At 66.8% G+C, this 24,154-nt stretch carries 28 protein-coding genes; 13 read left to right on the forward strand and 15 right to left on the reverse strand.

Translation table 11 applies throughout. The features are described 5' to 3' along the window. Both E5P2_RS04830 and E5P2_RS04835 read left to right on the forward strand, forming a co-directional pair. The gene (locus tag E5P2_RS04830) at positions 1-894 is read left to right on the forward strand and encodes an ABC transporter ATP-binding protein (RefSeq protein WP_162566020.1); all 894 of its coding nucleotides are present in this window, start codon (positions 1-3) and stop codon (positions 892-894) included. Continuing rightward, positions 891-1,760 carry an ABC transporter permease gene (locus E5P2_RS04835; protein WP_162566021.1) on the forward strand — a complete coding sequence of 290 codons (870 nt, stop codon included), beginning with the start codon at positions 891-893 and terminating at the stop codon, positions 1,758-1,760. The genes E5P2_RS04830 and E5P2_RS04835 overlap by 4 nt, the downstream gene beginning before the upstream one ends. On the opposite strand, the gene E5P2_RS04840 is transcribed toward E5P2_RS04835, so the two are convergent. Further along, positions 1,757-2,134, reverse strand: coding sequence for a DUF5329 family protein (locus tag E5P2_RS04840; protein WP_162566022.1), 378 nt, complete (start codon positions 2,132-2,134; stop codon positions 1,757-1,759). The two genes, E5P2_RS04835 and E5P2_RS04840, sit on opposite strands and share 4 nt — an antisense overlap. A gap of 103 nt (positions 2,135-2,237) precedes the next feature. Between E5P2_RS04840 and hisN the strand changes: the two genes are divergently transcribed. From hisN to E5P2_RS04855, 3 genes are read left to right on the forward strand one after another with little or no spacing between them, the layout of a single operon-like run. Further along, the gene (hisN, locus tag E5P2_RS04845) at positions 2,238-3,014 is read left to right on the forward strand and encodes a histidinol-phosphatase (RefSeq protein WP_162566023.1); all 777 of its coding nucleotides are present in this window, start codon (positions 2,238-2,240) and stop codon (positions 3,012-3,014) included. A gap of 9 nt (positions 3,015-3,023) precedes the next feature. Then, complete coding sequence (locus E5P2_RS04850; RefSeq protein ID WP_162566024.1) at positions 3,024-3,218, forward strand: DUF2905 domain-containing protein; 195 nt, start codon at positions 3,024-3,026, stop codon at positions 3,216-3,218. A gap of 4 nt (positions 3,219-3,222) precedes the next feature. Then, positions 3,223-4,149, forward strand: a complete 927-nt coding sequence (locus E5P2_RS04855; protein WP_162566025.1) for an ROK family protein — start codon at positions 3,223-3,225, stop codon at positions 4,147-4,149. Positions 4,150-4,168: 19 nt separating this feature from the next. Here the strand turns inward: E5P2_RS04855 and otsA are convergent, their stop codons facing one another. From otsA to E5P2_RS04880, 5 genes are all read right to left on the reverse strand, one after another. Next, positions 4,169-5,554: an alpha,alpha-trehalose-phosphate synthase (UDP-forming) gene (otsA, locus tag E5P2_RS04860; RefSeq protein WP_162566026.1), complete on the reverse strand. Its 1,386-nt coding sequence runs from the start codon at positions 5,552-5,554 to the stop codon at positions 4,169-4,171. 13 nt (positions 5,555-5,567) lie between these two features. Continuing rightward, complete coding sequence (gene otsB / locus E5P2_RS04865) at positions 5,568-6,323, reverse strand: trehalose-phosphatase (protein WP_162566027.1); 756 nt, start codon at positions 6,321-6,323, stop codon at positions 5,568-5,570. 154 nt (positions 6,324-6,477) lie between these two features. Beyond that, on the reverse strand, positions 6,478-7,749 hold the full coding sequence (locus E5P2_RS04870) for a multifunctional CCA addition/repair protein (protein WP_162566028.1): 1,272 nt from the start codon (positions 7,747-7,749) through the stop codon (positions 6,478-6,480). A 29-nt stretch (positions 7,750-7,778) separates the two neighbouring features. Next, complete coding sequence (locus E5P2_RS04875; RefSeq protein ID WP_162566029.1) at positions 7,779-8,462, reverse strand: glutathione S-transferase family protein; 684 nt, start codon at positions 8,460-8,462, stop codon at positions 7,779-7,781. A 108-nt stretch (positions 8,463-8,570) separates the two neighbouring features. Continuing rightward, complete coding sequence (locus E5P2_RS04880) at positions 8,571-10,592, reverse strand: lytic transglycosylase domain-containing protein (RefSeq protein WP_162566030.1); 2,022 nt, start codon at positions 10,590-10,592, stop codon at positions 8,571-8,573. A gap of 9 nt (positions 10,593-10,601) precedes the next feature. Between E5P2_RS04880 and E5P2_RS04885 the strand changes: the two genes are divergently transcribed. Further along, the gene (locus tag E5P2_RS04885) at positions 10,602-11,219 is read left to right on the forward strand and encodes a 5-formyltetrahydrofolate cyclo-ligase (RefSeq protein ID WP_162566031.1); all 618 of its coding nucleotides are present in this window, start codon (positions 10,602-10,604) and stop codon (positions 11,217-11,219) included. A gap of 9 nt (positions 11,220-11,228) precedes the next feature. Here E5P2_RS04885 and E5P2_RS04890 read toward each other — a convergent pair whose 3' ends face one another. Continuing rightward, positions 11,229-12,212, reverse strand: coding sequence for a LysR substrate-binding domain-containing protein (locus E5P2_RS04890; protein ID WP_162566032.1), 984 nt, complete (start codon positions 12,210-12,212; stop codon positions 11,229-11,231). A 148-nt stretch (positions 12,213-12,360) separates the two neighbouring features. On the opposite strand from E5P2_RS04890, the gene E5P2_RS04895 reads away from it, so the two are divergent. Next, complete coding sequence (locus E5P2_RS04895; RefSeq protein WP_162566033.1) at positions 12,361-12,687, forward strand: DUF2917 domain-containing protein; 327 nt, start codon at positions 12,361-12,363, stop codon at positions 12,685-12,687. Between the two features lie 15 nt (positions 12,688-12,702). On the opposite strand, the gene E5P2_RS04900 is transcribed toward E5P2_RS04895, so the two are convergent. Then, entirely contained in the window at positions 12,703-13,101 is a 399-nt protein-coding gene (locus E5P2_RS04900) for a BLUF domain-containing protein (protein WP_162566034.1), read from the reverse strand. An 88-nt stretch (positions 13,102-13,189) separates the two neighbouring features. Between E5P2_RS04900 and E5P2_RS04905 the strand changes: the two genes are divergently transcribed. After that, positions 13,190-13,960, forward strand: coding sequence for a Crp/Fnr family transcriptional regulator (locus tag E5P2_RS04905; protein WP_162566035.1), 771 nt, complete (start codon positions 13,190-13,192; stop codon positions 13,958-13,960). Positions 13,961-14,063: 103 nt separating this feature from the next. Further along, positions 14,064-15,386, forward strand: a complete 1,323-nt coding sequence (locus tag E5P2_RS04910; RefSeq protein ID WP_162566036.1) for a hypothetical protein — start codon at positions 14,064-14,066, stop codon at positions 15,384-15,386. On the opposite strand, the gene E5P2_RS04915 is transcribed toward E5P2_RS04910, so the two are convergent. Both E5P2_RS04915 and E5P2_RS04920 read right to left on the reverse strand, forming a co-directional pair. Continuing rightward, positions 15,387-16,235: a glycosyltransferase family 2 protein gene (locus E5P2_RS04915; protein WP_162566037.1), complete on the reverse strand. Its 849-nt coding sequence runs from the start codon at positions 16,233-16,235 to the stop codon at positions 15,387-15,389. Positions 16,236-16,246: 11 nt separating this feature from the next. After that, positions 16,247-16,726, reverse strand: coding sequence for an acyltransferase (locus tag E5P2_RS04920; protein ID WP_162566038.1), 480 nt, complete (start codon positions 16,724-16,726; stop codon positions 16,247-16,249). A 347-nt stretch (positions 16,727-17,073) separates the two neighbouring features. Here E5P2_RS04920 and glmU point away from each other — a divergent pair, with 347 nt between their 5' ends. Next, complete coding sequence (gene glmU, locus E5P2_RS04925) at positions 17,074-18,510, forward strand: bifunctional UDP-N-acetylglucosamine diphosphorylase/glucosamine-1-phosphate N-acetyltransferase GlmU (protein ID WP_162566039.1); 1,437 nt, start codon at positions 17,074-17,076, stop codon at positions 18,508-18,510. Positions 18,511-18,525: 15 nt separating this feature from the next. Here the strand turns inward: glmU and E5P2_RS04930 are convergent, their stop codons facing one another. Continuing rightward, positions 18,526-19,005, reverse strand: coding sequence for an Lrp/AsnC family transcriptional regulator (locus E5P2_RS04930; RefSeq protein WP_162566040.1), 480 nt, complete (start codon positions 19,003-19,005; stop codon positions 18,526-18,528). 136 nt (positions 19,006-19,141) lie between these two features. Between E5P2_RS04930 and glmS the strand changes: the two genes are divergently transcribed. Next, positions 19,142-21,022 (forward strand): glutamine--fructose-6-phosphate transaminase (isomerizing), encoded by a 1,881-nt coding sequence (gene glmS, locus E5P2_RS04935; RefSeq protein WP_162566041.1) that lies wholly within the window; start codon positions 19,142-19,144, stop codon positions 21,020-21,022. 4 nt (positions 21,023-21,026) lie between these two features. After that, positions 21,027-21,299, forward strand: a complete 273-nt coding sequence (locus tag E5P2_RS04940) for an acylphosphatase (RefSeq protein WP_162566042.1) — start codon at positions 21,027-21,029, stop codon at positions 21,297-21,299. 80 nt (positions 21,300-21,379) lie between these two features. On the opposite strand, the gene E5P2_RS04945 is transcribed toward E5P2_RS04940, so the two are convergent. After that, positions 21,380-21,628, reverse strand: coding sequence for a hypothetical protein (locus E5P2_RS04945; protein ID WP_162566043.1), 249 nt, complete (start codon positions 21,626-21,628; stop codon positions 21,380-21,382). Positions 21,629-21,886: 258 nt separating this feature from the next. Between E5P2_RS04945 and E5P2_RS04950 the strand changes: the two genes are divergently transcribed. Next, positions 21,887-22,255, forward strand: a complete 369-nt coding sequence (locus E5P2_RS04950) for a putative quinol monooxygenase (protein WP_162566044.1) — start codon at positions 21,887-21,889, stop codon at positions 22,253-22,255. Positions 22,256-22,268: 13 nt separating this feature from the next. Here E5P2_RS04950 and E5P2_RS04955 read toward each other — a convergent pair whose 3' ends face one another. From E5P2_RS04955 to E5P2_RS04965, 3 genes are read right to left on the reverse strand one after another with little or no spacing between them, the layout of a single operon-like run. Further along, the gene (locus tag E5P2_RS04955; protein ID WP_162566045.1) at positions 22,269-22,757 is read right to left on the reverse strand and encodes a hypothetical protein; all 489 of its coding nucleotides are present in this window, start codon (positions 22,755-22,757) and stop codon (positions 22,269-22,271) included. 43 nt (positions 22,758-22,800) lie between these two features. After that, positions 22,801-23,181, reverse strand: coding sequence for a DUF3597 domain-containing protein (locus E5P2_RS04960; RefSeq protein ID WP_162566046.1), 381 nt, complete (start codon positions 23,179-23,181; stop codon positions 22,801-22,803). Further along, complete coding sequence (locus E5P2_RS04965) at positions 23,178-24,017, reverse strand: DUF1266 domain-containing protein (RefSeq protein ID WP_162566047.1); 840 nt, start codon at positions 24,015-24,017, stop codon at positions 23,178-23,180. Before E5P2_RS04965 ends, E5P2_RS04960 begins: the two co-directional genes overlap by 4 nt. Between the last annotated feature and the right edge of the window lie 137 nt (positions 24,018-24,154).

The following is a 24,154-nucleotide window of genomic DNA, read 5'->3' on the forward strand; positions in this document are numbered from 1 at the left end:
ATGTCGTCGCGACTGGCCCGCTTCGCAGGGCCGCCCACCGCGTTCCTGAAGGAGACTGCACCGGTGGGCCGGCAGAGCCGGACTCATGATGCGCGCGCGCTTGCGCCCGCCGCGGGCCCCGCGTTGCTGCAGGTCGATGGCGTGAGCCTCGAATACCGCACGCCCGAGCGCGTGGTGCGCGCGACCCACCGCGTGAGCTTCGACGTGCACGAAGCCGACCGCTTCGTGCTGCTCGGCCCCTCGGGTTGCGGCAAGTCGACGCTGCTGAAGGCGGTCGGCGGCTTCGTCCATCCGGTCGAAGGCGAGATCCGGCTCGACGGCCGGCGCGTGGCCGAGCCTGGGCCGGATCGCATCGTCGTGTTCCAGGAGTTCGATCAGCTGCCGCCGTGGAAGACGGTCCGGCAGAACGTCGTGTTCCCGCTGCGCGCATCCGGCGTGCTCGGTCGGCGCGAAGCCGAGGAGCGCGCGCTGCACTACCTCGACAAGGTCGGCCTCGCGAAATTCGCGGACGTGCATCCGCACCAGCTCTCGGGCGGCATGAAGCAGCGCGTTGCCATTGCGCGCGCATTGGCGATGCAGCCGCGCGTGCTGCTGATGGACGAGCCTTTCGCGGCGCTCGACGCGCTCACGCGTCGCAGGATGCAGGACGAACTGCTCGCGCTGTGGGACGAGGTCCGCTTCACGCTGCTGTTCGTCACGCATTCGATCGAAGAAGCCTTGCTGGTCGGCAACCGGGTCGCGCTGCTGTCGCCGCACCCGGGCCGCATGCGTGCGGAAATCAACAGCCATGCCTTCACCCAGGGCAGCCTCGGCGGCGCCGAGTTCCAGGCCGCGGCGCAGCGGATCCATCGGCTGCTCTTCGAAGAAGCCGCGCAGGAGGAGGCCGCCGCATGACGACCATCGATCCGCCCCTGCGTCCCGAATACGAATGGGTGCTCGAGCCCTTCGCCGAGGTGCCGGTCGAGCGCGCGCCGCCCGCGGCTTCGCGCCTGTGGGCGCAGGGCTGGCTGCGCAAGAGCCTGATCCTCTGCGTGCTCGCGCTGCTGTGGGAGCTGGCGGCCCGCTGGCAGGACAACGACCTGCTGCTGCCGACCTTCTCGGCCACGGCGGCCGCGCTGGTCCGCGGCGTGGCCAGCGGCGAACTGCTCGACAAGGTGCGCATCTCGCTGGCGGTGCTGGTGCAGGGCTATCTCGCGGGCGTGGTGCTGGCCTTCGCGCTGACCACGCTGGCCGTGTCGACGCGGCTCGGACGCGATCTGCTGGACACGCTGACCTCGATGTTCAATCCGCTGCCCGCCATCGCGCTGCTGCCGCTGGCGCTGCTGTGGTTCGGCCTCGGCCGCGGCAGCCTGGTCTTCGTGCTGATCCATTCGGTGCTGTGGCCGCTGGCGCTCAACACCTATGCCGGCTTCCAGGGCGTGCCCGACACGCTTCGCATGACCGGGCGCAACTACGGACTGCGGGGCCTGCGCTATGTGATGCAGATCCTCGTGCCGGCCGCGCTGCCTTCGATCCTCTCCGGGCTCAAGATCGGCTGGGCCTTCGCATGGCGCACGCTGATCGCGGCCGAGCTCGTGTTCGGCGCTTCGTCCGGGCAGGGCGGGCTGGGCTGGTACATCTTCCAGAACCGCAACGAGCTCTACACCGATCGCGTGTTCGCGGGCCTCGCGATGGTGGTGCTGATCGGCCTTTTGGTCGAAAACCTCGGCTTCGCGAGCCTGGAGCGGCTCACCGTGCGGCGCTGGGGCCAGCAGCGCTAGCGCATTTCCTGCCGTACCGCGCGCAGCTCGCGCCGCAGGAAGGCGTTGGCCTCGTGCTCCTGGCCGTCGGCAAGCTTCACCGTGTAGGGCCGGCCCGTGAGCTCGGAGCGCGTGGCGCAGCGCTCGATGAAGTCCTCCGCGGTGACGATCTTCTCCTTGAAGTACGCGTATTTCGCCTGCATGTGCTCGGCGGCCTCGGTGGATGAATGTTCGTCGCCGTTGCGCATGAACTTCATCGTCTTCATCCGGCCGACCCTTTCGATCAACGCGGTGATGACCTTGTTCTCCTGCTCCGAAGGCGTCGCCTGCGACACCGAAGCGGCACCGAGCCACAGCGCGAGGAGCGCCCACCGAAGCCAGCGAAATCGCCGCATGCCAATCCTTTCCGGGGAATGGTCCGATGCTAGGAGGGACCCGTGCAGCATGTCAAACCGGCCTCGGGTTTAATCGGAGTTTTTGGCCGCACCGTCATCGATCATGAGTTCATCCCCCGAAGACCTGCTGGGCATCGCCCATTCGCTCGCCGACGCTGCCGCGGCCGAGTCGCTTGCCCTGTTCCGCACGCAGCTGGAAGTCATCACCAAGGCCGACGAGAGCCCGGTCACGCGGGCCGACCGCGCGGCCGAGACGGCGATGCGCGACATCCTCGGCGCCGAGCTGCCGATGGACGGCATCTACGGCGAGGAGCACGGGCTCGAGCGGCTCGATGCCGGCCGCATCTGGGTGCTCGACCCGATCGACGGCACGCGCAGCTTCATCACCGGCTCGCCGCTGTGGGGCACGTTGATCGGTGTGCTGGAGGACGGGCGCATCACGATCGGCATGATCGACATGCCGGTGCTGCGCGAGCGCTGGGTCGGGCAGGCCGGTGCCGGCGCGGAGCGCAACGGCCAGGCGGTGCATGCGAGCGGCTGCAAGACGCTCGCCGAGGCGCGCATCGTCACCACCTCGCCCGACATCTTCGAGGCCGCCGACTGGCAGGCCTTCGACACGCTGAGCCGCCGCTGCGCCATGCGCCGCTTCGGCGGCGATTGCTATGGCTATGCGCAGCTTGCGGGCGGCACCATCGACCTGGTGGTCGAGAGCGGCCTCAAGCCCTACGACTACATGGGCCCGGCCGGGCTGATCGAGGCCGCCGGCGGCGTGATCACCGACTGGAAGGGCCAGCCGCTCGGCCTTGCGTCGGACGGGCGCGTGATCGCCGCGGCGACGCCCGAACTCCACCAGCAGGCGCTGGCGCTGCTCGGGGCCTAAACTGCACCGATGATTCGCTGGCTGATCGTCGTCGTCCTGGCGCTGCTGCTCGTGAGCGGCCTCACGCCCTGGCTGCGGCGCCTGGGCTTCGGGCGCCTGCCCGGCGACTTCGAGTTCCGCGCCTTCGGGCGCGAATGGCAACTGCCGATCGCCAGCACCGTGGTGCTCAGCATGATCGCGGCCTTGGTCGCACGATGGATTTGATTCGATGAGAGCCTGTGTAGACGTCGGCGGCACCAAGGTTGCCGTGAGCCTTTCCACGGACAGCGCGTCGCCGCTGATCGGCCGCCGCAGCGAGCCCACCGCCAAGACCGGCAACAACGATGCGCTCGCGCTGCAGATCCTTCGGCTGATCGACGAGGTCTGCGCCGCGCAGGGCATCGACGCCGCGACCATCGATGCCGTCGGCGTGTCGTCCTGCGGTCCCTTCGAACTGCGCGACGGCAAGGTCGAGCTTGCCGCGCCCAACATTTGCGGCGGCGCGGCCGGCCCGGCGCGCGGGCTGCCGAACCAGTGGATGACGGCGTTGCTGGAGGCACCGCTGGCCGCGCGCTTCGGCCGCGTGCGGGTCGAGAACGATGGCGTCGCCGCGCTGGAAGCCGAGCGCCGCTGGGGCGCGTTGAAAGGCCTGGACCATTGCGCCTACGTGACCTGGAGCACCGGCGTCGGCGTCGGGCTGTGCGTCGGCGGCCGGATCCTGCGCGGCAAGAACGGCAATGCGGGCCACGCGGGCCACAGCTTCGTGGTCGACGACGACGACCATGCGCTGTGCGGCTGCGGCAACCTCGGCGACGTCGAGTCGCTGATCGCGGGCAATGCCATCGCACGCCGCTTCGCGCGTCCGGCCGAAGAACTCTTCAAGGCGGCCGCGGCCGGCGAGGCGACCGCGCACCAGCGCGTCGATGAACTGTGCCGCGTGATGGGCCGCATGCTCTACAACCTGATCGCCACGCTCGACCTGCAGCGCATCAGCCTCGGCGGCAGCGTGTTCTGGAACAACCGCGATGTCCTGCTGCCGCACCTGCAGGCGCAGATCGACGGCAAGCTGGTGCCGCTGACGCGCGGCGTTCAGCTGGTTCCGGCCGGCCTGGGCGACAAGGTCGGCGACTACGCCGCGCTGGCGCTGCTCGACTGACGCCAGATCGGCGCCGAAACTAGCGTTCGCTGGCCGCCTCGCGCAGTGCATCGAGAAAGGTCTTGCGCCACCAGTGCACGTCGTGCTCGCGGATGCGCGCCAACAGCTTCTGATGGCGCTCGCGCCGTTCCTCGAGCGGCATCTGCAGCGCCTGCTGCACGGTCTCGGCGGTGCCGTGCGTGTCGTAGGGATTGACCAGCAGCGCTTCCTTGAGCTGCTCGGCCGCGCCGGCGAAGCGCGACAGCACCAGCACGCCGGGATCGGCCGGGTCCTGCGCCGCGATGTACTCCTTGGCCACCAGGTTCATGCCGTCGCGCAGCGGCGTCACGAGGCCGACGGCGGCTGCCCGGCACAGGCCCGGCACGCGCTTGCGCGCCACCATGCGGTGGATGTAGCGCACCGGCATCCAGTCGAGCTCGCCGTAGTCGCCGTTGATCGCGCCGCACAGCGACTCGAGCTCGCGCCGGATGTCGCCGTAGGCGTCGACCGTCTCGCGCGTGGGCGAGGCGATCTGGATCAGCGTCGCGCTGCGGCGATTCTCCGGATAGTTGGCCAGCAGCTCGCGAAAGGATCGCACCCGGTTCGGGATGCCCTTGGAATAGTCGAGCCGGTCGATGCCCAGCAGCAGCCGGCGGCTGGAGTATTCGCGCTTCATGGTCTCGTACATGTCGCGCGATTCCTTGGCATGCGTGAGCGCGGCGAACTCGTCGACGTCGATGCCGATCGGGAAGGCGCTGCAGCGCACTGTCTGGCCATAGGCGCGGTAGAGGTCGCGCCCCATGAACTCGCCGTTGGCCTCGTTGCGCACGTACTGCTCGAAGTGCTGCACGTCCTGCCGCGCCTGGAAGCCGATCAGGTCGTAGGCGAACAGCGAGCGCATCAGCCACTCGTGCTGCGGAATGGCGGCCATGATGATGTGCGGCGGCAGCGGAATGTGCAGGAAGAAGCCGATGCGCTGCCGGCAGCCCATCGCGCGCAGCTCGGCCGCGAGCGGGATCAGGTGGTAGTCGTGCACCCAGATGATGTCGTCGGGCTTGAGCAGCGGCAACAGCTTGCGCGCGAACAGCTGGTTCACGCGGCGGTAGCCGCCGATGAAGCCGGCATCGAAGTTCGCGAGGTCGAGCCGGTCGTGGAACACCGGCCACAGCACGTCGTTGCTGTAGCCGAGGTAGTAGCTGTCGTGGTCCTCGCGGCACAGGTCCAGGGTCGCGAGCGCGACCTTGCCGGCCTGCTGCACGTGCAGTTCGCCTTCGCCGGTCGGCCCACCCTCGATGACGGCGCCGCTCCAGCCGAACCACAGGCCGCCGGTCTGCTGCAGGCTCTCGCCGAGCGCGACGGCCAGGCCGCCGGCCGCGGGCTTGCGCGGATCGGCGATGCGATTGGAGATGACGACCAGACGGCTCATGGTGTTGTGGTTCCTAGGTCGCCGAGTCCCGCGGCGCCGGTGCGGCGAACAGATCCCGCGCGGCGACCAGCCATTCGAACACTTCGCGCGGCGAGTCGAGGCGGTGCAGCGCCTGGCTGGGGCCGGGGCCGACCTTGATCGCCACGCCGCCGCGCGGCTGCACGATCGCAAAGCCGTGCTCGTCGGTGGTGTCGTCGCCGGCGAAGACCGGCACCCGGCCGGCGAAGGGCGCCTCGTGCATGAAGGCATCGATCGCGATGCCCTTGTTGATGCCCGCGGGCTTGACCTCGAAGACGAACTTGCCGTGCATCAGCTCCAGCTGCGGCTGGCCGTCGATCACGCGCAGCATGGCGTCGCGGCACACGGCTTCGAGCTGCGGCGCGAGCCGGTAGTGCAGCGCGATCGCCGCGTGCTTGCGTTCGACCAGCAGGCCTTCGTAGACGCGGGCGAGCTCGTTGGCCGCGTCGAGCACCCGCACGAGATCGGGCGCGCGCTGTTCCTGCATATGGCCCTGGGCATCGCGGCGCTGCACGCCGTGCTCGCCGGCCGCCGGCAGCCGCAAGGGCGCGAGAAAACGGTCGATCGCGTCGATCTGGCGGCCCGAGACGACCGCGAGCGCGCCGCCCAGCAGGTCGCGCAGATCGCCGAGCAGCGGCACCATCGCGGCGGGCACCTCGATCGCCTCGGGCGTCTCGGCGATCGCGACCAGCGTGCCGTCGAAGTCGAGGAAGAGCGCGGTGTCGCGCGTCAGGCGAGGGGGCTTTTGCATGAAGAGGAAACCATAGCAGAGCTGCACGGTACGGCACGTCGGCCAAAACCGCGAGTCGTGGCTCGCCCCCAGGCTGCGCGCACTGCGTGTCGCTTCGCCAACCCCCTCCCGGGGGGCAACACCGGCGGCCCGGCTGAGCCGGTTCCGCGGTGTTTCACGAAGGGGCGGCCCCGAGGGCCGCCGCGATGGCAGCCACGCGGGCGTGCGCTATCGCCTCGCCGATCTTCGGACCGATCTGGCCCGCCTGCAGCGCTGCGCGGGCGATGGGTTCGGTCTCGACCGACTGTGCGGCGCGGAGGGCGGCTATCAGTCGTTCGCGCTGCGGGTAGGCGCTGTCCTCGAAGCCCAGGCGCCCGCGCGCGTCGCATTCGCAGGCCAGCAGTGCCTGGCCGAAGCGCTCGGGCTTGCGGATCGCGTCGCAGCGTTCGAGCAGCCGCAGCAAGGCCGCGGCCTTGAGCTCGCCGCTGCGATGGATATTGCCGTGCTCGCGGGCCACCACGTCTGCCAACTCGCGCACCTCGACCGGCACGCGCCAGCGATCGCAGACCACGCGCAGCAGCCTGGCGCTGCGCTGCTCGTGGCCGATGTGGCGCGGCAGCACCTCGGCTGGCGTCGTGCCCTTGCCGAGGTCGTGCACCAGGCAGGCGAAGCGCACGGGCATCGGCGCCTCGAGCCTCGCGGCCATGTCGAGCACCATCATCAGATGCACGCCGGTGTCGACCTCGGGGTGGTACTCCGCGCGTTGCGGCACGCCCCACAGGCGGTCGACCTCGGGCAGCAGCACCGCGAGCGCACCGCATTCGCGCAGCAACTCGAACATGCGCGACGGCTTGGCTTCCATCAGGCCGCGCGCCAGCTCCTGCCACACGCGTTCGGGCACCAGCGCATCGGCTTCGCCGGCGTCGACCATCTCGCGCATCAGCGCCATCGTCTCCGGCGCGACGCTGAAGTCGTCGAAGCGGGCCGCGAATCGTGCGACGCGCAGGATGCGCACCGGGTCTTCGCGGAAGGCATCGGTCACGTGGCGCAACTGCCTGTGCTTCAGGTCGCGCTGGCCGTGGAAAGGATCGATCAGGTCGTCGTGCTGCGGCGCCAGGCCTTCGCCATCGCGGACCTTCTCCGCGGGCAGCGCGATCGCGTTGATCGTGAGGTCGCGCCGCGCGAGGTCCTCCTCGAGCGTGACGTCCGGCGCAGCGTGGATGACGAAGCCGCGGTAGCCCGGCGCGCTCTTGCGTTCGGTGCGCGCGAGCGCGTATTCCTCGCGCGTTTCGGGATGCAGGAACACCGGGAAATCACGTCCCACCGGCAGGAAGCCGCGCGCAGCCATCTGCTCGGGCGTGGCGCCGACCACGACCCAGTCGCGGTCGCTGCCGGGCTGGCCGAGCAGCGCATCGCGGATCGCGCCGCCGACGAGGTAGGTTTGCATGGGGCGGGAGTCTAGCCCCGCGCGGCGCCTCAGCGTCCGAGCCGGTACGGCTCCTCGAAGATGAGGAAGTCCTTCTCGGCGAGTGCGTCGTCGATCCATGCCTTGACGCCGGGCAGCGCCTGCACGCGGTCGATGTAGGCGGAGATCGCGGCCGGCACCGGCAGGCCGTACGTCTTGATGCGGGCGCCGATCGGTGCGTAGTAGGCGTCCGCGATGCCGAACTCGCCGAACAGCATCGGTCCGCCGTGTGCCGCGAGCAGGCCGCTCCACATCTGCACGATGCGGTCGAGGTCGGCGCGCACGCCGGGCTGGTCGCGCAGGATCAGCCGGCCCTGCGCCGAAAGATCGGCTTCGATGTTCATGCCGCAATGGGTACGCATCTCGACGAAGCCGGCATGCATCTCGGCACAGATGCTGCGCGCGTGGGCGCGCTGCGCCTTGTCGTCGGGCCAGAGCTTCTTGCCGGGATGCGTTTCGGCCAGGTACTCGCAGATCGCGAGAGTGTCGTACACGACGATGTCGCCGTCCTTGAGCACCGGTACGCGCCCGGCCGGATTGATCGGCAGGACGGCCCGTTTGAACTGCGAGTCGTCATCGAAGGAGTCGAAGCGCACCATCACCTCCTCGAAGTCGATGCCGGCCTGCTTCATGAGCACCCAGGGTCGCATGGACCAGGACGAGTAGTTCTTGTTGCCGATATAGAGCTGGGTCATCGTTGTCCTCCTGAGTGTTCAAAGGGCTTCGATGCTACCGATGCGGCGCAGCGCGATTGATGCGCAAATGCCGGGTCATTGATGCCCGGCGACGCGCCGGTACCGGAATCAGGGCAGATCCTTGACCGGATCGACCGCGGCTGCGTCGCGCGGCCCGACGACGCCGAGCCGATCCTTGAGCGACTGCGGCCTGCCGCTGATCAGCGCGGCATAGTTGGTGGTGTTGGCAAGCACCTTCTTGACGTAGTCGCGGGTTTCGCTGAAGGGGATGTTCTCGGCCCAGATCGCCGCGTCGAGCACCGGCCCGTTGCGCCAGGCGCGCGGCCGGCCGGGGCCGGCGTTGTAGGCCGCGGCGGCCAGCGCCATCGAGCCGTCGAAATCATCGAGCGCGAGCTTGAGGTAGTTGGTGCCGATCGTGATGTTGGTCTCGCGGTCGTTGAGCTGGCCGGGCGTGAAGTCGGGCAGGCCGATCTTGCGCGCGGTCCAGCGCGCGGTGGCGGGCATCACCTGCATCAGCCCGGAGGCGCCGACACCGGAGCGGGCGTCCATGATGAAGCGGCTTTCCTGGCGGATCAGGCCGTACACGTAGGCCGGATCGAGGCCGATCTCCTGGCTCTTGCGCAGCACCGTGTCGTGGAAGGGCATGGGATAGCGCTGGTCGACGTCGATCACGCCCTTGGTGCGCTCGCTGGTGTTGATGCAGCGGTCCCAGACCTCGCGCTGGCAGGCGAGGTCGGCCGCGGCGAGCAGCTCGCGGTCGCCCATGCCGCCCTTGTCGTGCAGGTTGGTCGTGTAGTTCCATTCGCGCGTGCCTTCGGGACGCAGGCCGATCGAGATCGCATAGAGCGCGCGGTTCAGCGCCGGGTTGTTGCGCGCTGCATCCTTTTCTTCGGCCGTGAGCGGGGCGGGGCGGGTCGGCACAGCGGCACGCTGGCCCAGTTCCTCGAGCGCGAGCAGCTCATAGAACCCGCGCGTGCCGGCGATGCGTTCGTACAGGGCGCGGGCCTGGGCGCGGCGCTCGTCGCCGCCTTGCACGCCGAGGGCGCGCGCCTTCCAGTAGACCCAGGTCGGGTCCTGCTGCGTGGTCTCGCTCATGGCCGTGATGGCGGTGTTCACGTCCTTCCAGTTGCCGCTGCGCAGCGCGGCGCGCGCCTTCCAGCCCAGCATGTCGTCGGAAAGCTCGGTGTTCTTCGTGACGTTCGCGAAGTAGCTGCCGGCCAGCGGCGAGAGCTTGACGGCCGCCTGCCGGCCGATCGCGCCCCAGAGCCAGTTGCGCTCCTCGGGGGCCAGCATCGGGCCCCACTTGCTGTCGAGCTGCGAGGCTGCCATGTCCGGATCGGTGACCGCCATCTTGATGAGCGCGAGCACCACCAGCTCCTTGCGCGACTTGGCGGCGACGAAGGCACGGCCGAGCAGGAACTTGGCGAGGCTGGCGTTCATTTCGTCGAACAGCGGGATGGCATCGGGCGCGACGAGCAGCACCGCGGCGCGCGCGGCCTGCGGACGGTTGGCCTCGATGGCCAGGCGCGCCTTCTTCCAGGCGTCGGTGGGCGACATCAGGCGCGCGCCGATCATGCGGTCGGCCGCGGTGAGGCAGCCATCGTCGAGATCGCGCTGGCCGAACCAGTCGCGCCGCACTTCGTCGGCCTGGGCTTGCGATGCGGTGCCGGTGCGCAGCGAGTCGACCAGGATCGCGTAGCAGCGCACCTGCGGGTCGTCGTTCATGCGAAAGCCGGCATGGAAGGTGGCGAAGGCGTCCCAGTCGCGGCGCTGGCCGACGAGCAGCAGCCAGTCGTTGCGCAGGCGGTCCTCCTGGTAGGTGCCGGCGTAGCGCGTGAGGAAGTCCTGCACCTCCTGCGCACTCGCATCCTGCAGGCGCGCCTTGAGCTCCCAGTAGGCGGCCCAGGGCTCGAGCACGCTGCCGCGCGTGAGCGGCAGCAGGGCGGCGAGGCGCGCCTTGTCGCCGCGCTGGAAGGCCTGCTTCATCTGCAGCAGCGCGTCGTCGTCGGGGTTCTGCGCGCAGGCCGGCTGTAGCAGCGTTGCGGTCGTCAGGACCAATGAAAGGAACAGGGTGGAAAAGGAAGCGCGCGGGCGATTGCGTGCGAGTGCCAAAATGCTTGCGAACTGCATCGGGGGATTATGGACAAGTCAAAGGGTGCCGACACCTCGGCAACTGCCAACTTTCTCAAGGGTCAACTGCGTGCGGCACTGATTGAACAGCGTCTTTCCATGCCCGACCGCCTCGCGCGCGCCGATCTGCTGCAGCGCGTGATGCGCATCTGGCTGGTCGGGCGCCCGGACACCGTGATCGGCGCCTACTGGCCAATCAAGGGTGAGTTCGATCCGCTGCCGGCATTGCATCGCTGGAAGGAAGACGGCGAACTGCTCGACGAGCCGCATCGGCGGCGCATCGGTTTGCCGGTCGTCGACCGGCTGCACAAGACGCTGACCTTCCATTCCTGGTATCCGGGCTGCCCGATGGAGAACGATGCCTACGACATCCCGAAGCCCAAGGACACCGAGCTGATCGTGCCGACGCTGCTGTTCGTGCCCTGTCTGGGCTATAGCGCGGGCGGATACCGGCTCGGCTACGGGGGGGGCTTCTACGATCGAACACTGGCGGCGATGGAGCCACGGCCGTTCACGGTGGGCCTTGGCTTCACGAACGGATTCCTCGACGAATTCGAACCGGAAGCGCACGACATGCCATTGGACGCGATCCTCAACGACAACGGGGTCGTCTGGCCAATCACTTGACTCGCGCAGTCAGTCCAACTGGTCGATGGTGTCGGGGTCGGGAATTTCGCCGATGGTTTCGCGAGTTGTGGCGGCCTGCGCCTGCAGCCATTCGCAGAAGGCCTGGATCTCGGGGCGGGGCGCGCTGCGCGGGCCGACGATGAGCCAGTAGGCCATGGGCGAGTCCATGCGGTGGTGCGGCAGGACTTCGATCAGGTCGCCGTTGGCCAGGCTCTCGGCGATCAGGGAGCTGCGTGCCAGCACCACGCCCTGGCCGGTGAGTGCAGCCTGGACCATCTGGTAGGCGTAGTTGAAATAGAGCCAGCGCCGCGGCTGCGCGCGCTGCAGCTCGTTGACCTCGAACCAGCGGCGCCAGGTGAGCCATTCGAGATGGCTTCGATGGGCATCGCCGGCCTCGATCAGCGTGAAGCGCGCAATGTCCTGCGGCGCCTTGATGGCCGGGTTGCTCTTGATGAGCCAGGGGCTCGCCACCGGCGTGATGGTTTCGCCGAAGAGGCGCAGCGAGCCGGCCGGCATGTTTTCGCGCGGGCCGTAGCGCAGCGCGAGGTCGACGTCGGCCATGCCCATGTCGAGCGCCACGTCGCTGGCATCGATGCGGATATCGATCTCGGGGTTGTCGCGCTGGAAGGCCTCGAGCCGCGGGATCAGCCACATGGATGCGAACGAGGCGAAGGTGGTGAGCGACACGCTCTTGCGTCCCGCGTTCTGTCGGATCTGGCGCACCGCGCCATCGATGCGCGGCAGCGACTGCTGGACGGCAAGCAGCAGCTGTGCGCCAGCGCCCGTGAGTTCGACCGCACGGGTGTGGCGCAGGAACAGGCCGACCCCGACCTCTTCCTCGAGCGCCTGGATCTGCCGGCTGACGGCGGACTGGGTCAGCGCCATCTCTTCCGATGCGGCGCGGAAGTTCAGGTGCCGGGCGACCGCTTCGAAGGCGCGCAGGTGGCCGGCCGAGATCGGCCGGGAGCGCAGATGGGTCTGGGAATGCTGCATGGGCGGTGACTTTCGGATCGGGTGATTGATGCGAAACCGGAATCAGTAGGCTACCGCGTTTTCATTGGACCGCCAACGGCGGAAGGCCGATCATTCATTCCCGAAGCGCGCTATTGCGCTTCGGAGAAACCGCCTCAGGAGTTTGATCATGTCCGCTGCTTACGCCCCCTCTTCGCTTCAGTCCCTGGCTGCCCGCCCCGCGGCCGTGCCACCGGCCGTGCGTCGCGGCGCATGGCAGTTGGCCGCAGGCCATGCCATGAGTCTGAAGGCCTCCAGCGCGAGCATCTTGCGCATTCGCCAGGGCCGGGTCTGGGTCACCCGCGACGCCACCGCGAACTACGGCAGCGAGGACATCGTGCTCGCACCCGGCGAGTCGCTGGCGATTGCGGCCGGTGAACGCATCGTGATGGAGCCATGGGATGGCTACGGCGCGACCTACAGCTGGGATGAGGCATCGGCCGCGGAAGCGGCCTGAGCTGGCGCCCGTCTTTCAGCTGGAGATGTCGAGACCCGAGCGCAGGGCGAGAAAGCGTTCGAGAGCCTCGACACCTTCGAGTTCGTGGATACCGCCCATGTCGTCGCCAATCGTCTCGACTTCCGCGAGGCCCATTTCGAAGCGCTCGTAGCGGCGCTTCGTCAGGGAGCCCTCGTACACCACGCGCAATTGCGTGTGCCGGGGGTCGGCTTGGAGCCGCTCCATCAACAACAGCACCTCCCCGCACGGGCCCTCGAAGTGCTGACAGAAGCGCTGGCCGTCGAACACCAGCAGGCCGGTGATCTGGTCTTGCAGGTTGCGGGCGCGCGCCGCGGTCACGATTTGGCCAACGACGGTGACGGACTGATCGGGCGCAAGCATGCTGCAGTAGAGGATTTCGTGGAGTTCGGCCATAGGTGATGGGTAGGGCGTGCGGAGTGTAGGGGCCCGAAATCCGCCGTGAAATGTGAAAAGACACAGGGCGCGGCCCTATAGTGCTGGCGTGAAGTTCGAGGACTACCCGGCCCCTGTCTCGCCGCCGCGCTGTGCGCATCCGTGCGGCCAGTGCGGACTGCGCCGCAACCCCGCTTTCATTCCCGTCTCCGACGAAGAACTGCGCGTCATCGAGTCGTTTCGCGGCGGCACGCGCGCCGTCGATGCCGGTGGCTCCGTCATCGAAGAGCATCGGCCCTGTCCGATGCTCTTCACGCTGTATTCGGGCTGGGCGTTTCGCTACAAGACGCTGAGCGATGGGCGCCGGCAGATCCTCAGCTTTCTGCTGCCGGGCGATTTCATCGGGTTGCAGGACGAATTCGCCGACGGCCAGACGCATGGCGTCGAAGCGGTGACGGGCGTGACGCTCTGTGCCTTTCCGCGCGAGAAACTCTGGAACCTGTTCCACGCGCAGCCCAAGCTGAGCTACGACATCACCTGGCTCGCAGCGCGCGAGGAAAAGATGGTGGACGACAACCTCGTGACGGCCGGCCGGCGCAACGCCGGCGAGCGTGTCGCGATGCTGTTGATGCATCTGTACCGCCGCGCGGAACGTGTCGGCATGGTGCGCGACGGCTGGGCCGAGTTTCCCATCAACCAGCAGCACATCGCCGATGCGCTGGGCTTGTCGCTGGTGCACACCAACAAGACCCTGCGGCACTTGCAGCGCCTGGGCCTCTACAAGATCGACAGCGGCTGGCTGCGTATCCTCGAGCCGCGCGCGCTCGAGACGCTCGGCGACTATTTCGAGCGGCCAATGCGGCCCGCGCCGCTGCTCTGAGCGCGGGCACCGGTCCATCGCGTATCGTAGAGGCTGTGCCCGGACGTCCTGGCCGCAGCCTCGTCCGGCAGCCGCCGGCCATTCTCATGACCGCCGCCCATCCGTGAATATCCTGTCCCGCCTGCGCCAGATCGCCATCGTCGGCAGTGTCGAATCCCTGGGTGTGGTGCTCGGAGGCATCGCCGGGCTGCTCATCGTCAACGTGCTGCCGAAGGACCAGTACGCGGCCTACACCTTCCTCCTCGCCTGCATGACGCTGGTGCTGGGCGTGACCGATCTGGGCCTCTCCCATTGCTGCCTGCCGGTCGTCGGCCAGCGAAGCCGCGAGGTGCCCTGGGTCGTCGGCGCCTGCCATCAGGTGTTCCGCAAGCGCTGGCTGCTGCTGGGGCTCGGCCTCATGATCGTGGGGCCGTACTGGTTCTACACCTCCAGGGAGCACGGGTGGTTCGGCGGCGGCTATTTCCTGGGCTCGGTGCTGATGCTGTTCGTGGTGCTGCTGGCGCTCAGAGAGCATTACGGCAACACGGTGCTGGTCATCCTTGGCCACATCTCGACGCTGAACCGCATCGGCTTCACGACGAACATCGTGCGGATCTCCTTCGTCGCGGTCGTGCTTCTGCTGCCGATCACGTCGTGGTCGATGGCCGGGATCGTGGCCGCCACCGCGGCGGCGAGCTTTGTCGCCGTGACGCTCTATCGCAGGGCATTCAGGTCACACGAGATCGCCGATTTCAGGCTCGATGCTGCCGATGTGAAGCGCGTGGACGCCCAGGTGATCCAGATCGCGAAGCCGCTGGTGCTGCCCGCCATTTTCTTCCAGGTCCAGGGCGTCATTACGGTGTTCCTGGTGTCATTGCTCGGCACCTCCAACATGCTTGCGGAAGTGGGCGCCTTCGGTCGCCTGGCCATGGTATTGCTGGTGGTGGACCGCATCACCGGCACCTTGCTGTTCCCGGTGCTGGCCCGCTCGCCCGAGGGGCCGGCCCTGGCGTCCACGGTGGTGCGCGTGCACGGCCTGTACCTGCTGGCCATGGCGCTGATGGAGCTCTCGGCAATCATGCTGCCGCAGTACTGGATCATTCTGCTCGGGCGGCAGTACCAGTCCATGGCGCCGTACGTGTGGATCGTGTTTCTGGCCGCCATGCTCAACAATGCCTCGAACCTCGCCTTCAGGACGCTGACGGTGCGTGGGGCCACCTCCAAGCAGGGCTATGGCGTCGGCTTCATCCTTGCCGTGCAGGTGCTGTATCTATGGGTCTTCGGCGTCGCCGACCTGCGCGCCGCACTCGGCTTCAACCTCGCCACCGCGATGGCCCACGCCAGCTACCAGTACCTGTTGCTCACGCTGCGGCTGCCGGAGTGGCGTCGGCAGGTGCCGGCAGACGGGTCCACGGGCCAGGTGAGCGGAGCAGACGGCGACAGGTAGTCAGCCGCGCGATGACTTCGGGGGGCGGCGTAGCAAGAACCTGAGCGATTGGCTGAAAAGCCACGCATCGTGCTCGATTGCGTTTCTCAATCCGCGGCATCGGTATTTGAGCGCCCCCGGAATGGTTATCTTGACCAGCGAACGCAAGCCCAGGTAAGCGTAATACCTTGGAAGCGATGCGGGTGCCAGGTTCTTGTGCTTTTCCCAGAAATAAAATTCGCTCTTTTGCTGCTTGCCCCAGAACGCCATGCCACGTGATCTTCTCCAGGGGTGCGTCACCACCGCATTCGGCACGAAAATTATCTTCGCTCCCTCATCGTCTATCCGTTTCTTCAAATCCATGTCTTCCATGGCTGCAAAAGGAAAATTCTCATCGAAACCGTGCAACGAATCGAAGAGGGATTTTTTTATTGCGAAATTGCATGACCAGAGGTAGCCACCAAAATTGATGGGAGACTCTTCGTCGAGGCGCTCTCTGGGGCGTTCGGCAATTGTTTTTCCCTCCAGCACCGTCGCCTGGTTTGCCATGTCGTGAAGCGAGTGCAGCCATCCCCTGCCTGGCAGGCAATCGTCGTCCGTGAATACCAGCCATTCTCCCTTTGCCTGTGCTGCGCCGTTATTGCGATTCGCAGCCGGGCCTCGACTGGGTCCCTCGAAGTACCGGACCCAGGGAAAATTCGCCGACAGGTATTCCTTCAGCTCATTCTGTTTGGCGTCGTCGGAGACGATCACTTCAACGGTAAAGGGTTGCTCTCCCGATTCCGGGACGGTGAAATATTCCGAGAAGCAACTCAGACATTTGTACAGATCGGAGTGGCGGTTGTAAGTGGGAATGATCACGGAGTACATGTGTCACCTGCTCAATGAGACGAATCGAGATAGCGCATGATTTTGGCCGGGACGCCGGCGCAAATGCAGTTGTCGGGAACATCCTTGGTCACCACGCTGCCGGCCGCGATGATTGAATTCTTTCCGATGGTGACACCCGGCATGACCATGGTGCCGGCGCCCAGCCAACAGTTGCTCTGCAGCTCGACGGGAGAAAAAACAAGCTGATGTCGCTCGGTCGGATCGACCGGATGCGTCACGCTGGTGATGACGCAATTTGCGCCGATCAAGGCGTTGTCATGGATGCGAACGCCACCGGCGGCATAGATGACGGTGTATCCATTGATATCCACGTTGCTCCCAACGTCCATCCGATCCGTTCCCCAGATGAAAACACGGCGATCAATTCGTACCGAGGAGCCGCACGAGCGCAATGTCGACAGGGTCCAGGCACTTTCGGCCTCCTGGATCAATGACCCGAGCTTGAATAATATGCGCTGAATGATGTTCATTTTTCTATCGAATTCCGCCATGGCAGCCAAGTGGCGGCCCCGTGAAATTCATCGTCGCGTATGCGTGTCCTGACCTTGTTGCATTCTCGGGTGGGCTGGTGGGGCGGCGGCTCGGTCCAGGGAAAAGCGTTGCGAACCGGACGCCTCGGTCGATGCCCTCTGTGTAATACATTATGTTGGAAATTGGCAGGTTCCAGATTCGGCCGGCATGGATTTGAACGAGCGGACCGCGAAATTTGAACGGTCTTCGAGGCCGTCCCGAGCATGGTCGGCCAGCCTGAAGCCCTCCGGAGAAGCCGGACACGCCGTCCGCGATAATCCAGCCCCCAACCGAACCGCCGCCGCACATGTCCGATCCGCTTGCCCTGAACGATAGCAACACACCCGCGCTCGATGTGGTGATCTTGGCGGCCGGCAAGGGCACGCGAATGAAAAGCAGCCTGCCCAAGGTACTGCATCGCCTGGCCGGACGCGCGCTGCTGGCGCACGTGCTGGAAACCGCGGCGCGCCTCGGTGCGCGCCATGTGGTGGTGGTGACGGGCCATGGCGCGAACGACGTCGAAACGGCGATCGGCGAGGGCCACGGGCCGGTGTTCGTGCGCCAGGTTCCGCAGCTCGGCACCGGCCATGCCGTGCAGCAGGCAGCGCCGCTGTTGCCGGACGACGGCACGGTGGTGGTTCTCTCGGGCGACGTGCCGCTGATCTCCGAGGCGACCTTGCGCGCGCTGGTCGCGGAAAGCGCGGGTCGGCGGCTCGCGCTGCTCACGATCCAGGTCGACGACCCGACCGGCTATGGCCGCATCGTGCGTGCCGAGGGCGCACAGGGCCTGGACGGCGAAGTGCTGGCCATCGTCGAGGAAAAGGACGCGAGCGAGACCCAGCGCGCGATCCGCGAGATCTATACCGGCGTGATGGCGGTCCCGGCCGTGCTGCTGAAGACCTGGCTCGCGCGCCTGGACAACAAGAACGCGCAGGGCGAGTACTACCTGACCGACGTGGTGAGCTTCGCCACCGTCGATGGCGTGCCGGTGGTCTCGCACCGCACCGAGGACGCGCTGCAGGTGGCCGGCGTCAACAGTCCCGCGCAGCTCGCGGCGCTCGAGCGCGCCTATCAGCTGCGCCAGGCCGACGCGCTGATGGCGCAAGGCATCCGGCTGGCCGATCCGGCGCGCTTCGACCTGCGCGGCACGCTGGCCTGCGAGGCCGATGTCGAGATCGATGTCAACTGCGTGTTCGAAGGCGCCGTGTCGCTGGGTGCAGGCACGCGCGTCGGCGCCAATTGCGTGATCGCGAACGCGCGCATCGAGGCCGGCACGGTGATCCATCCGTTCACGCACATCGACGGCGAGAAGGCCGGCGTGACCGTCGGTGCGGGCTCGCGGATCGGACCCTTCGCCCGCCTGCGCCCGGGCGCCCGGCTGGGCCCCGAGGTGCACATCGGCAACTTCGTCGAAGTCAAGAACTCGACGCTGGGCGCGGGTGCCAAGGCCAACCATCTCGCCTACCTGGGCGATGCGACGGTCGGACAGCGCGTCAACTACGGGGCCGGCGCCATCACCGCCAATTACGACGGCGCCAACAAGCACCGCACAGTGATCGGGGACGACGTGCACGTGGGCAGCAACTGCGTGCTGGTCGCGCCGGTCACCATCGGCGCGGGCGGCACGGTGGGCGGCGGCTCGACGGTCACCAAGAGCACGGAGCCAGGCGCATTGACGATCTCGCGCGCCCGGCAAGCGAGCTTCCCGAACTGGGAGCGCCCGCGCAAGGGGCCGAAGGACTAGAGCCGTATCGCCGATTCAGTTCGCGCCGGGCAGCGGGACACGCGGTTCGAACTTGGCGCGCTTGACGCTGAAGAAGGCCTTCACGTTGCGCACATTGGCATCGCTGGTGAAGAGGCGTTGCGCCAGCGCCTGGTATCCGGCCATGTCGCGCATCGCGACGATCAGCACGAAGTCCGGCCCCGGCGAGACGCGATAGCACTGCTGCACGGCATCTTCCTGCACCACCCGCTGCTCGAAGGCGTCCAGCGAAGCGGCATCCTGCCGATCCAGCGACAGCTCGACCACGGCCGTGAGCAGCGCGCCGACGCGGTCATGACGCAGGATCGCGACCTCCCGTTCGATCCAGCCCGCCTCGCGCAGGCGCCTGATGCGGCGAAGGCAGGTCGGTGCAGAAATGCCGATGCGTTCCGCGAGCGATTGGTTGCTCTCGGAGGCGTCGTGCTGGAGGGCGTCGAGCAGACGGCGGTCGATTTCGTCTGTGGATTCAGATTTCATGAATACGATGATAATGAAATAAATATTGATATCTAGGAAAGCAAGAAATCAAGAATCAGAAATAGAGAGAAATCGTAATTCGATTTCATATTGTTGACCCTACCATCGCTGCCGATCTCATCCAACAGGAGCAGCCATGTGTGGCATCGTCGGCGCCGTTTCCGGTCGCAACATCGTTCCCATCCTCGTGCAGGGGCTTCAGCGCCTCGAATACCGCGGCTACGACTCCTGTGGCGTGGCGATTCATTCGGGTGGCATCCAGCGGGCCCGAACCACCTCCCGCGTCGCCGATCTGCTCGCCCAGGTGCGCAACGACCGCATCGAAGGCGGCACCGGCATCGCCCACACGCGCTGGGCCACGCATGGCGCGCCGGCAGTGCACAACGCCCATCCCCACTTCAGCCACGGCCCCGGCGCGGACGCCGAGTCGGCAAGACCGGGCCGCGTGGCGCTGGTCCACAACGGCATCATCGAGAACCATGAGCCGCTGCGCGCTGCATTGCAGGCCAAGGGCTACGTGTTCGCAAGCCAGACCGACACCGAAGTCATCGCGCACCTGATCGACAGCCACTACGACGGCGACCTGTTCGAGGCCGTCAAGGTGAGCGTGAAGCAATTGCAGGGCGCCTACGCCATCGCCGCGATCTGCCGCGACGAGCCGCACCGTGTGGTCGGCGCGCGCGCGGGCTCGCCCTTGATTCTGGGCGTGGGTCAGGAGGCCGGCGAGAACTTCCTCGCCAGCGACGCGATGGCGCTGGCCGGCGTGACCGACCAGATCGTGTACCTCGAGGAAGGCGACGTGGCCGACATCCAGCCGGGCAAGTACTGGATCGTCGATCGCGACCACAGGCCGGTCACGCGAGCCGTGCGCACCGTCGTCGCGCACAGCGGCGCTGCGGAACTCGGCCCCTACCGGCACTACATGCAGAAGGAAATCTTCGAGCAGCCGAGGGCGATCGCCGACACGCTCGAAGGCATCGAGGGCGTCGTTCCCGAACTGTTCGACGGCGTCGCCGGCGATGGCACGCCGGGCGCGGCCGCATGGCGCGTCTTCAAGGACATCGACAAGGTGCTGATCCTTGCCTGCGGCACCAGCTACTACAGCGGTTGCACCGCCAAGTACTGGCTGGAGGGCATTGCGAAGATCCCGACGCAGGTCGAGATCGCCAGCGAATACCGCTACCGCGACTCCGTGCCCGATCCGAAGACCCTGGTCGTGACCATCAGCCAGTCGGGCGAGACGGCCGATACGCTCGCCGCGCTCAAGCACGCGAGGTCGCTCGGCATGGAACAGACGCTCACCATCTGCAACGTCGCGACCAGCGCGATGGTGCGCGAATGCAAGCTCGCCTACATCACGCGTGCCGGCGTGGAGATCGGCGTTGCGTCCACCAAGGCCTTCACCACCCAGCTGGCGGGACTCTTCCTGCTCACGCTGGCGCTCGCGCAGGCCAAGCATCGCCTGAACGAAGACGACGAAGCGCGCTATCTCAGGGAGATGCGCCACCTGCCGGTCGCGCTGCAGTCGGTGCTCGCGCTGGAGCCGCAGATCATCAGCTGGGCCGAGGACTTTGCGCGCAAGGAACATGCGCTGTTCCTCGGCCGCGGGCTGCACTATCCGATCGCGCTCGAAGGCGCGCTCAAGCTCAAGGAAGTGACCTACATCCACGCCGAGGCCTACGCGGCCGGCGAGCTCAAGCATGGTCCGCTCGCGCTGGTCACCAGCGAGATGCCGGTGGTCACCGTGGCGCCCAACGACGCGCTGCTCGAGAAGCTCAAGAGCAACCTGCAGGAAGTGCGCGCGCGCGGCGGCGTGCTCTATGTGCTGGCCGACAGCGATACCCACATCGAAAACAGCGAAGGCCTTCACGTGATCCGCATGCCCGAGCACTACGGCGCGCTGTCGCCGCTGCTGCACGTGGTGCCGCTGCAGCTGCTGGCCTATCACACGGCCTGTGCGCGCGGCACGGACGTCGACAAGCCGCGCAATCTGGCGAAGAGCGTGACGGTGGAGTAGGGCGGTGGCATCGGCACATCTCATCATCCACGGGCATGTCCAGGGGGTGGGCTTCCGCTGGTCCATGGTCCAGGCCGCCAACCGGCTGGGTGTCAACGGCTGGGTGCGCAATCGCGTGGATGGCAGCGTGGAGGCGCTTGCCTGGGGCGATGCCTCTGCCGTGGATGCGCTGACCGACTGGGCGCGCCGCGGTCCGGCGGGAGCGCGCGTCGATCGAGTGGAAGTGGCGCAAGTGCTCGAACCCGCCGACATGGTGAAAGGATTTGCAGTCCGCTAGCGGCGGTCGAGATCGATCTGATCGCTGCCATCGCATAGAGCGCACAAGGAAACGGCAGAGGGCGCGCTCGTTCGACAGCCTCATGCCCGGGCGCGTTGCGCGCGCTCGACGATATCCGCACCCAGCACCTTCACGTACGCGGCATAGCGCAACCCTGCTTCGTGATGAGCTTCTCGCAATTTTTGCAGTGCATCGACGTGCGCACGATGCGGCGCTGAACCGCCCCCGCACAGATGATCGCCAAGCGCTTCGATCAGATCGGCGCGCGCCTCGACGAGTGCATCCCGGCTTCGCTTCACCATGTCATGCAGCGCGATCAGCCTGTCCATGCACCGAATGTAGAGACGGGGTCGCCTGGCCGCCATCGAATTGACACTTCCTGAGAGTCCAGGCAGATCGTCGGAACTTTCGCACGAGTTGATCGGCGAAACTGTGCGCAGTCCACGGCCGGCGCGGCAAGCGCGACTTCCTTCCTGTCAGGAACAAGTCAACCCGACGCATCATGAGCAAGACGGGCCGGCCAATGGCTCACGGAAGTTGTCCCACCTCGAGCGCTGACGCTCATCCCATCAATCGCAACACTTTCAATGAGCTCAATCCTCCGCGCGTGGACATTCTGGATACTGACGCCACTGCGCGAGGAATGCCGTGAATACCTGGAGCGCACCAAGCTCACCGAATACCGGGCTGTCCCGGGTTGTCAGCGTGCCGCTGCGTTGTTCCGCGACCTCGGTGACGGAAGCACGGAGGTGTCGGTGGTCTCGGTCTGGCATTCGATGGCGCACATCCGCGCGCACGTGGGCGACGATGTCCTGAAGTCCACCATCGATCCGGCAGACCGCGGCAAGCTTCTGGACCGCGAGCCGACCGTGCGCCATTACGACGCAACGGATCGGAGCACCATCGGCTTGATGCCTTCCGAGTGGCGTGTGCTCATTCGACCATCGGCCGAATAGAGATCGCCTCGGTTCAACCCTGGGTCGCGTGCTCTTTCATCTTCGCGAGCGTCACGGCGAGCGCGGCGCCGCCGAGCACCTTGATGAGCCCCGCGTGCTGTGCATAGAACTGGCTCACCTGATCGACCACGCCGGGATGGGCCTGCTCGGCGTGCGCCGCGATCTCGGTGACCTGTGCCGGCGACAGCTGGCTGGCCTGGTCCGGCGTCAGCTGCGTCTGGCCGGGCGGCAGGACGCGCCCCAGCGCACCGCCGGCCGCCGCCGACAGCGCGGCCGGGCCGAGCGTGGCGAGGATCTGGTTCAGCACGCCCGCCTGCTGAGAGGCGGACGACTGGCCGAAGAGATGCCCCACCATCTGGCTGAAGGGCGGCGTCTGGTCGGAACGCATCGCGGCGGCGAGTCCCGCGCCGAGCTGATCGGGCGACGCGTTCTGCGCGACCTCGTCGAAGTGTTTTTCGGCATTGCCGCCGACCACCTGTTGCAGTACATCGAGCAGTCCCATGGTGTTTCTCCTGAATGGAATCGAGTTGAAAGGGTGCCGATGCTCAGTTGCGCAATTCGCTCGGCACCTTGCCGCCATTGGCCGCGAGCCTGGTCATGACCTGGCGGTGCAGCCAGATGTTCATCTTCGCGGTGTCGCTGGTGTCCTCACCATAGCTCAGTTCGGCGGCAAGTTGACGACGCACCTCGAGGCCGCTGTCCAGGCCCAGCAATTTCATGAGGTCGACGATCGACGTGCGCCAGTTCAATGCCTGTGCGCCCGGCATGCCGTCGAGCAATGCCTCCACATCGACCAGCGTGATGGCCGGCGGCGGCGCTGCGACCGTGCTGCCGGCGGCCGGAGCGGGCGCGGTGGGCGTGGCAGGCACTTGCGCCGCGGATGCGGACGGCAGGATCCTGGAAAGAATGCTGGCGAGAATGCTCATGGCTTGCTCCTGATCGGTGAAGAAGGGTTCGGACGGGGCTCATGCTGTTGCGCGCGCTGCGCCCTTGCCGGCCGCGGCGACGCATGCACGAGACGCAGCGAATGGACGGACCTCGGGTCCGCCTGGGAATTCGGCGGTCCCCAAGGGGCCGCGTGCGAGATCGGCGTATGCCGATCCTCGAGCAGCATCTTGTGGCTGCGCGCGATACGCCACCACGTCTCGCTGTCGTACGCGTCGACCTCCCGGCGCAAGCCCATGCCGATGAGGGTCGACAGCGAATAGTCCCGCCACGAGGAATAGTGCATCCGCGCTTCCCTTTGCAGTCCGGCCAGGGTGTTCTCCGCGCGTCCGCGCGACACGAACCCCGCGGCAACGCCGAGCCGCACCAGGTACGCGACCTGCTGAATGTCCCAGGCCATCGCGCAGAGGTGCTGCTCGGAGATTTCCTGCATGCCGACGACGCGGGCGCGCAGCGACAGAAAGATGCAAGTGTCGTGCAGCGCGCCGTAGCACTCCGAATCGACGATCCTTCCGCTGCGCCAGGCCGACAGCGCCTCGTCTTCCGCGGGCGTGGTCAAACCCAGCCATTTGCGTCGCTGCTCGATGACACGCACGCACGCGTGGGACGAACTCACGCGCCAGCGCGTCGCGAGAACATGGCGGATGCGCGCTTGCGAAAGCCCACTCGGCAATTGATTGAAGTTGTCGCGCGCCAGCAGCGCCAGGTTGGCGCTCAGCAGATAGCCGAACAGCTCGTGCGGTGAGACATCCTCGATCGACCTAAAGCGCATGGCGCGCGCCCATCGTGTCGCGACGATCGTTGTCCAGAACCCCATGCTTGGCCTTTCCTTTGCATCGATCTCCAGCGATCGATCCGAGGAGCCGAGCCCTGCGTCCGCCCTGGAGTCTTTGACATGGATGCCGACTCTAGTGTTGCGAACCTCGTGCCGCAATCCAATTGACATTGCTTGAG

The organism is Variovorax sp. SRS16, assembly GCF_901827165.1.
GTDB lineage: Bacteria > Pseudomonadota > Gammaproteobacteria > Burkholderiales > Burkholderiaceae_C > Variovorax.

Coding starts and splice junctions, on each gene's coding strand:
- E5P2_RS04895 (WP_162566033.1), top strand. CDS start 12,361: ATGTCCGCTGCTTACGCCCCCTCTTCGCTTCAGTCCCTGGCTGCCCGC.
- glmS (WP_162566041.1), top strand. CDS start 19,142: ATGTGTGGCATCGTCGGCGCCGTTTCCGGTCGCAACATCGTTCCCATC.
- E5P2_RS04875 (WP_162566029.1), bottom strand. CDS start 8,462: ATGACCCAGCTCTATATCGGCAACAAGAACTACTCGTCCTGGTCCATG.
- glmU (WP_162566039.1), top strand. CDS start 17,074: ATGTCCGATCCGCTTGCCCTGAACGATAGCAACACACCCGCGCTCGAT.
- E5P2_RS04900 (WP_162566034.1), bottom strand. CDS start 13,101: ATGGCCGAACTCCACGAAATCCTCTACTGCAGCATGCTTGCGCCCGAT.
- E5P2_RS04950 (WP_162566044.1), top strand. CDS start 21,887: ATGAGCTCAATCCTCCGCGCGTGGACATTCTGGATACTGACGCCACTG.
- E5P2_RS04955 (WP_162566045.1), bottom strand. CDS start 22,757: ATGGGACTGCTCGATGTACTGCAACAGGTGGTCGGCGGCAATGCCGAA.
- hisN (WP_162566023.1), top strand. CDS start 2,238: ATGAGTTCATCCCCCGAAGACCTGCTGGGCATCGCCCATTCGCTCGCC.
- otsB (WP_162566027.1), bottom strand. CDS start 6,323: ATGCAAAAGCCCCCTCGCCTGACGCGCGACACCGCGCTCTTCCTCGAC.
- E5P2_RS04880 (WP_162566030.1), bottom strand. CDS start 10,592: ATGCAGTTCGCAAGCATTTTGGCACTCGCACGCAATCGCCCGCGCGCT.
- E5P2_RS04890 (WP_162566032.1), bottom strand. CDS start 12,212: ATGCAGCATTCCCAGACCCATCTGCGCTCCCGGCCGATCTCGGCCGGC.
- E5P2_RS04855 (WP_162566025.1), top strand. CDS start 3,223: ATGAGAGCCTGTGTAGACGTCGGCGGCACCAAGGTTGCCGTGAGCCTT.
- E5P2_RS04930 (WP_162566040.1), bottom strand. CDS start 19,005: ATGAAATCTGAATCCACAGACGAAATCGACCGCCGTCTGCTCGACGCC.
- E5P2_RS04960 (WP_162566046.1), bottom strand. CDS start 23,181: ATGAGCATTCTCGCCAGCATTCTTTCCAGGATCCTGCCGTCCGCATCC.
- E5P2_RS04945 (WP_162566043.1), bottom strand. CDS start 21,628: ATGGACAGGCTGATCGCGCTGCATGACATGGTGAAGCGAAGCCGGGAT.
- E5P2_RS04915 (WP_162566037.1), bottom strand. CDS start 16,235: ATGTACTCCGTGATCATTCCCACTTACAACCGCCACTCCGATCTGTAC.
- E5P2_RS04965 (WP_162566047.1), bottom strand. CDS start 24,017: ATGGGGTTCTGGACAACGATCGTCGCGACACGATGGGCGCGCGCCATG.
- otsA (WP_162566026.1), bottom strand. CDS start 5,554: ATGAGCCGTCTGGTCGTCATCTCCAATCGCATCGCCGATCCGCGCAAG.
- E5P2_RS04835 (WP_162566021.1), top strand. CDS start 891: ATGACGACCATCGATCCGCCCCTGCGTCCCGAATACGAATGGGTGCTC.
- E5P2_RS04840 (WP_162566022.1), bottom strand. CDS start 2,134: ATGCGGCGATTTCGCTGGCTTCGGTGGGCGCTCCTCGCGCTGTGGCTC.
- E5P2_RS04830 (WP_162566020.1), top strand. CDS start 1: ATGTCGTCGCGACTGGCCCGCTTCGCAGGGCCGCCCACCGCGTTCCTG.
- E5P2_RS04920 (WP_162566038.1), bottom strand. CDS start 16,726: ATGAACATCATTCAGCGCATATTATTCAAGCTCGGGTCATTGATCCAG.
- E5P2_RS04870 (WP_162566028.1), bottom strand. CDS start 7,749: ATGCAAACCTACCTCGTCGGCGGCGCGATCCGCGATGCGCTGCTCGGC.
- E5P2_RS04885 (WP_162566031.1), top strand. CDS start 10,602: ATGGACAAGTCAAAGGGTGCCGACACCTCGGCAACTGCCAACTTTCTC.
- E5P2_RS04850 (WP_162566024.1), top strand. CDS start 3,024: ATGATTCGCTGGCTGATCGTCGTCGTCCTGGCGCTGCTGCTCGTGAGC.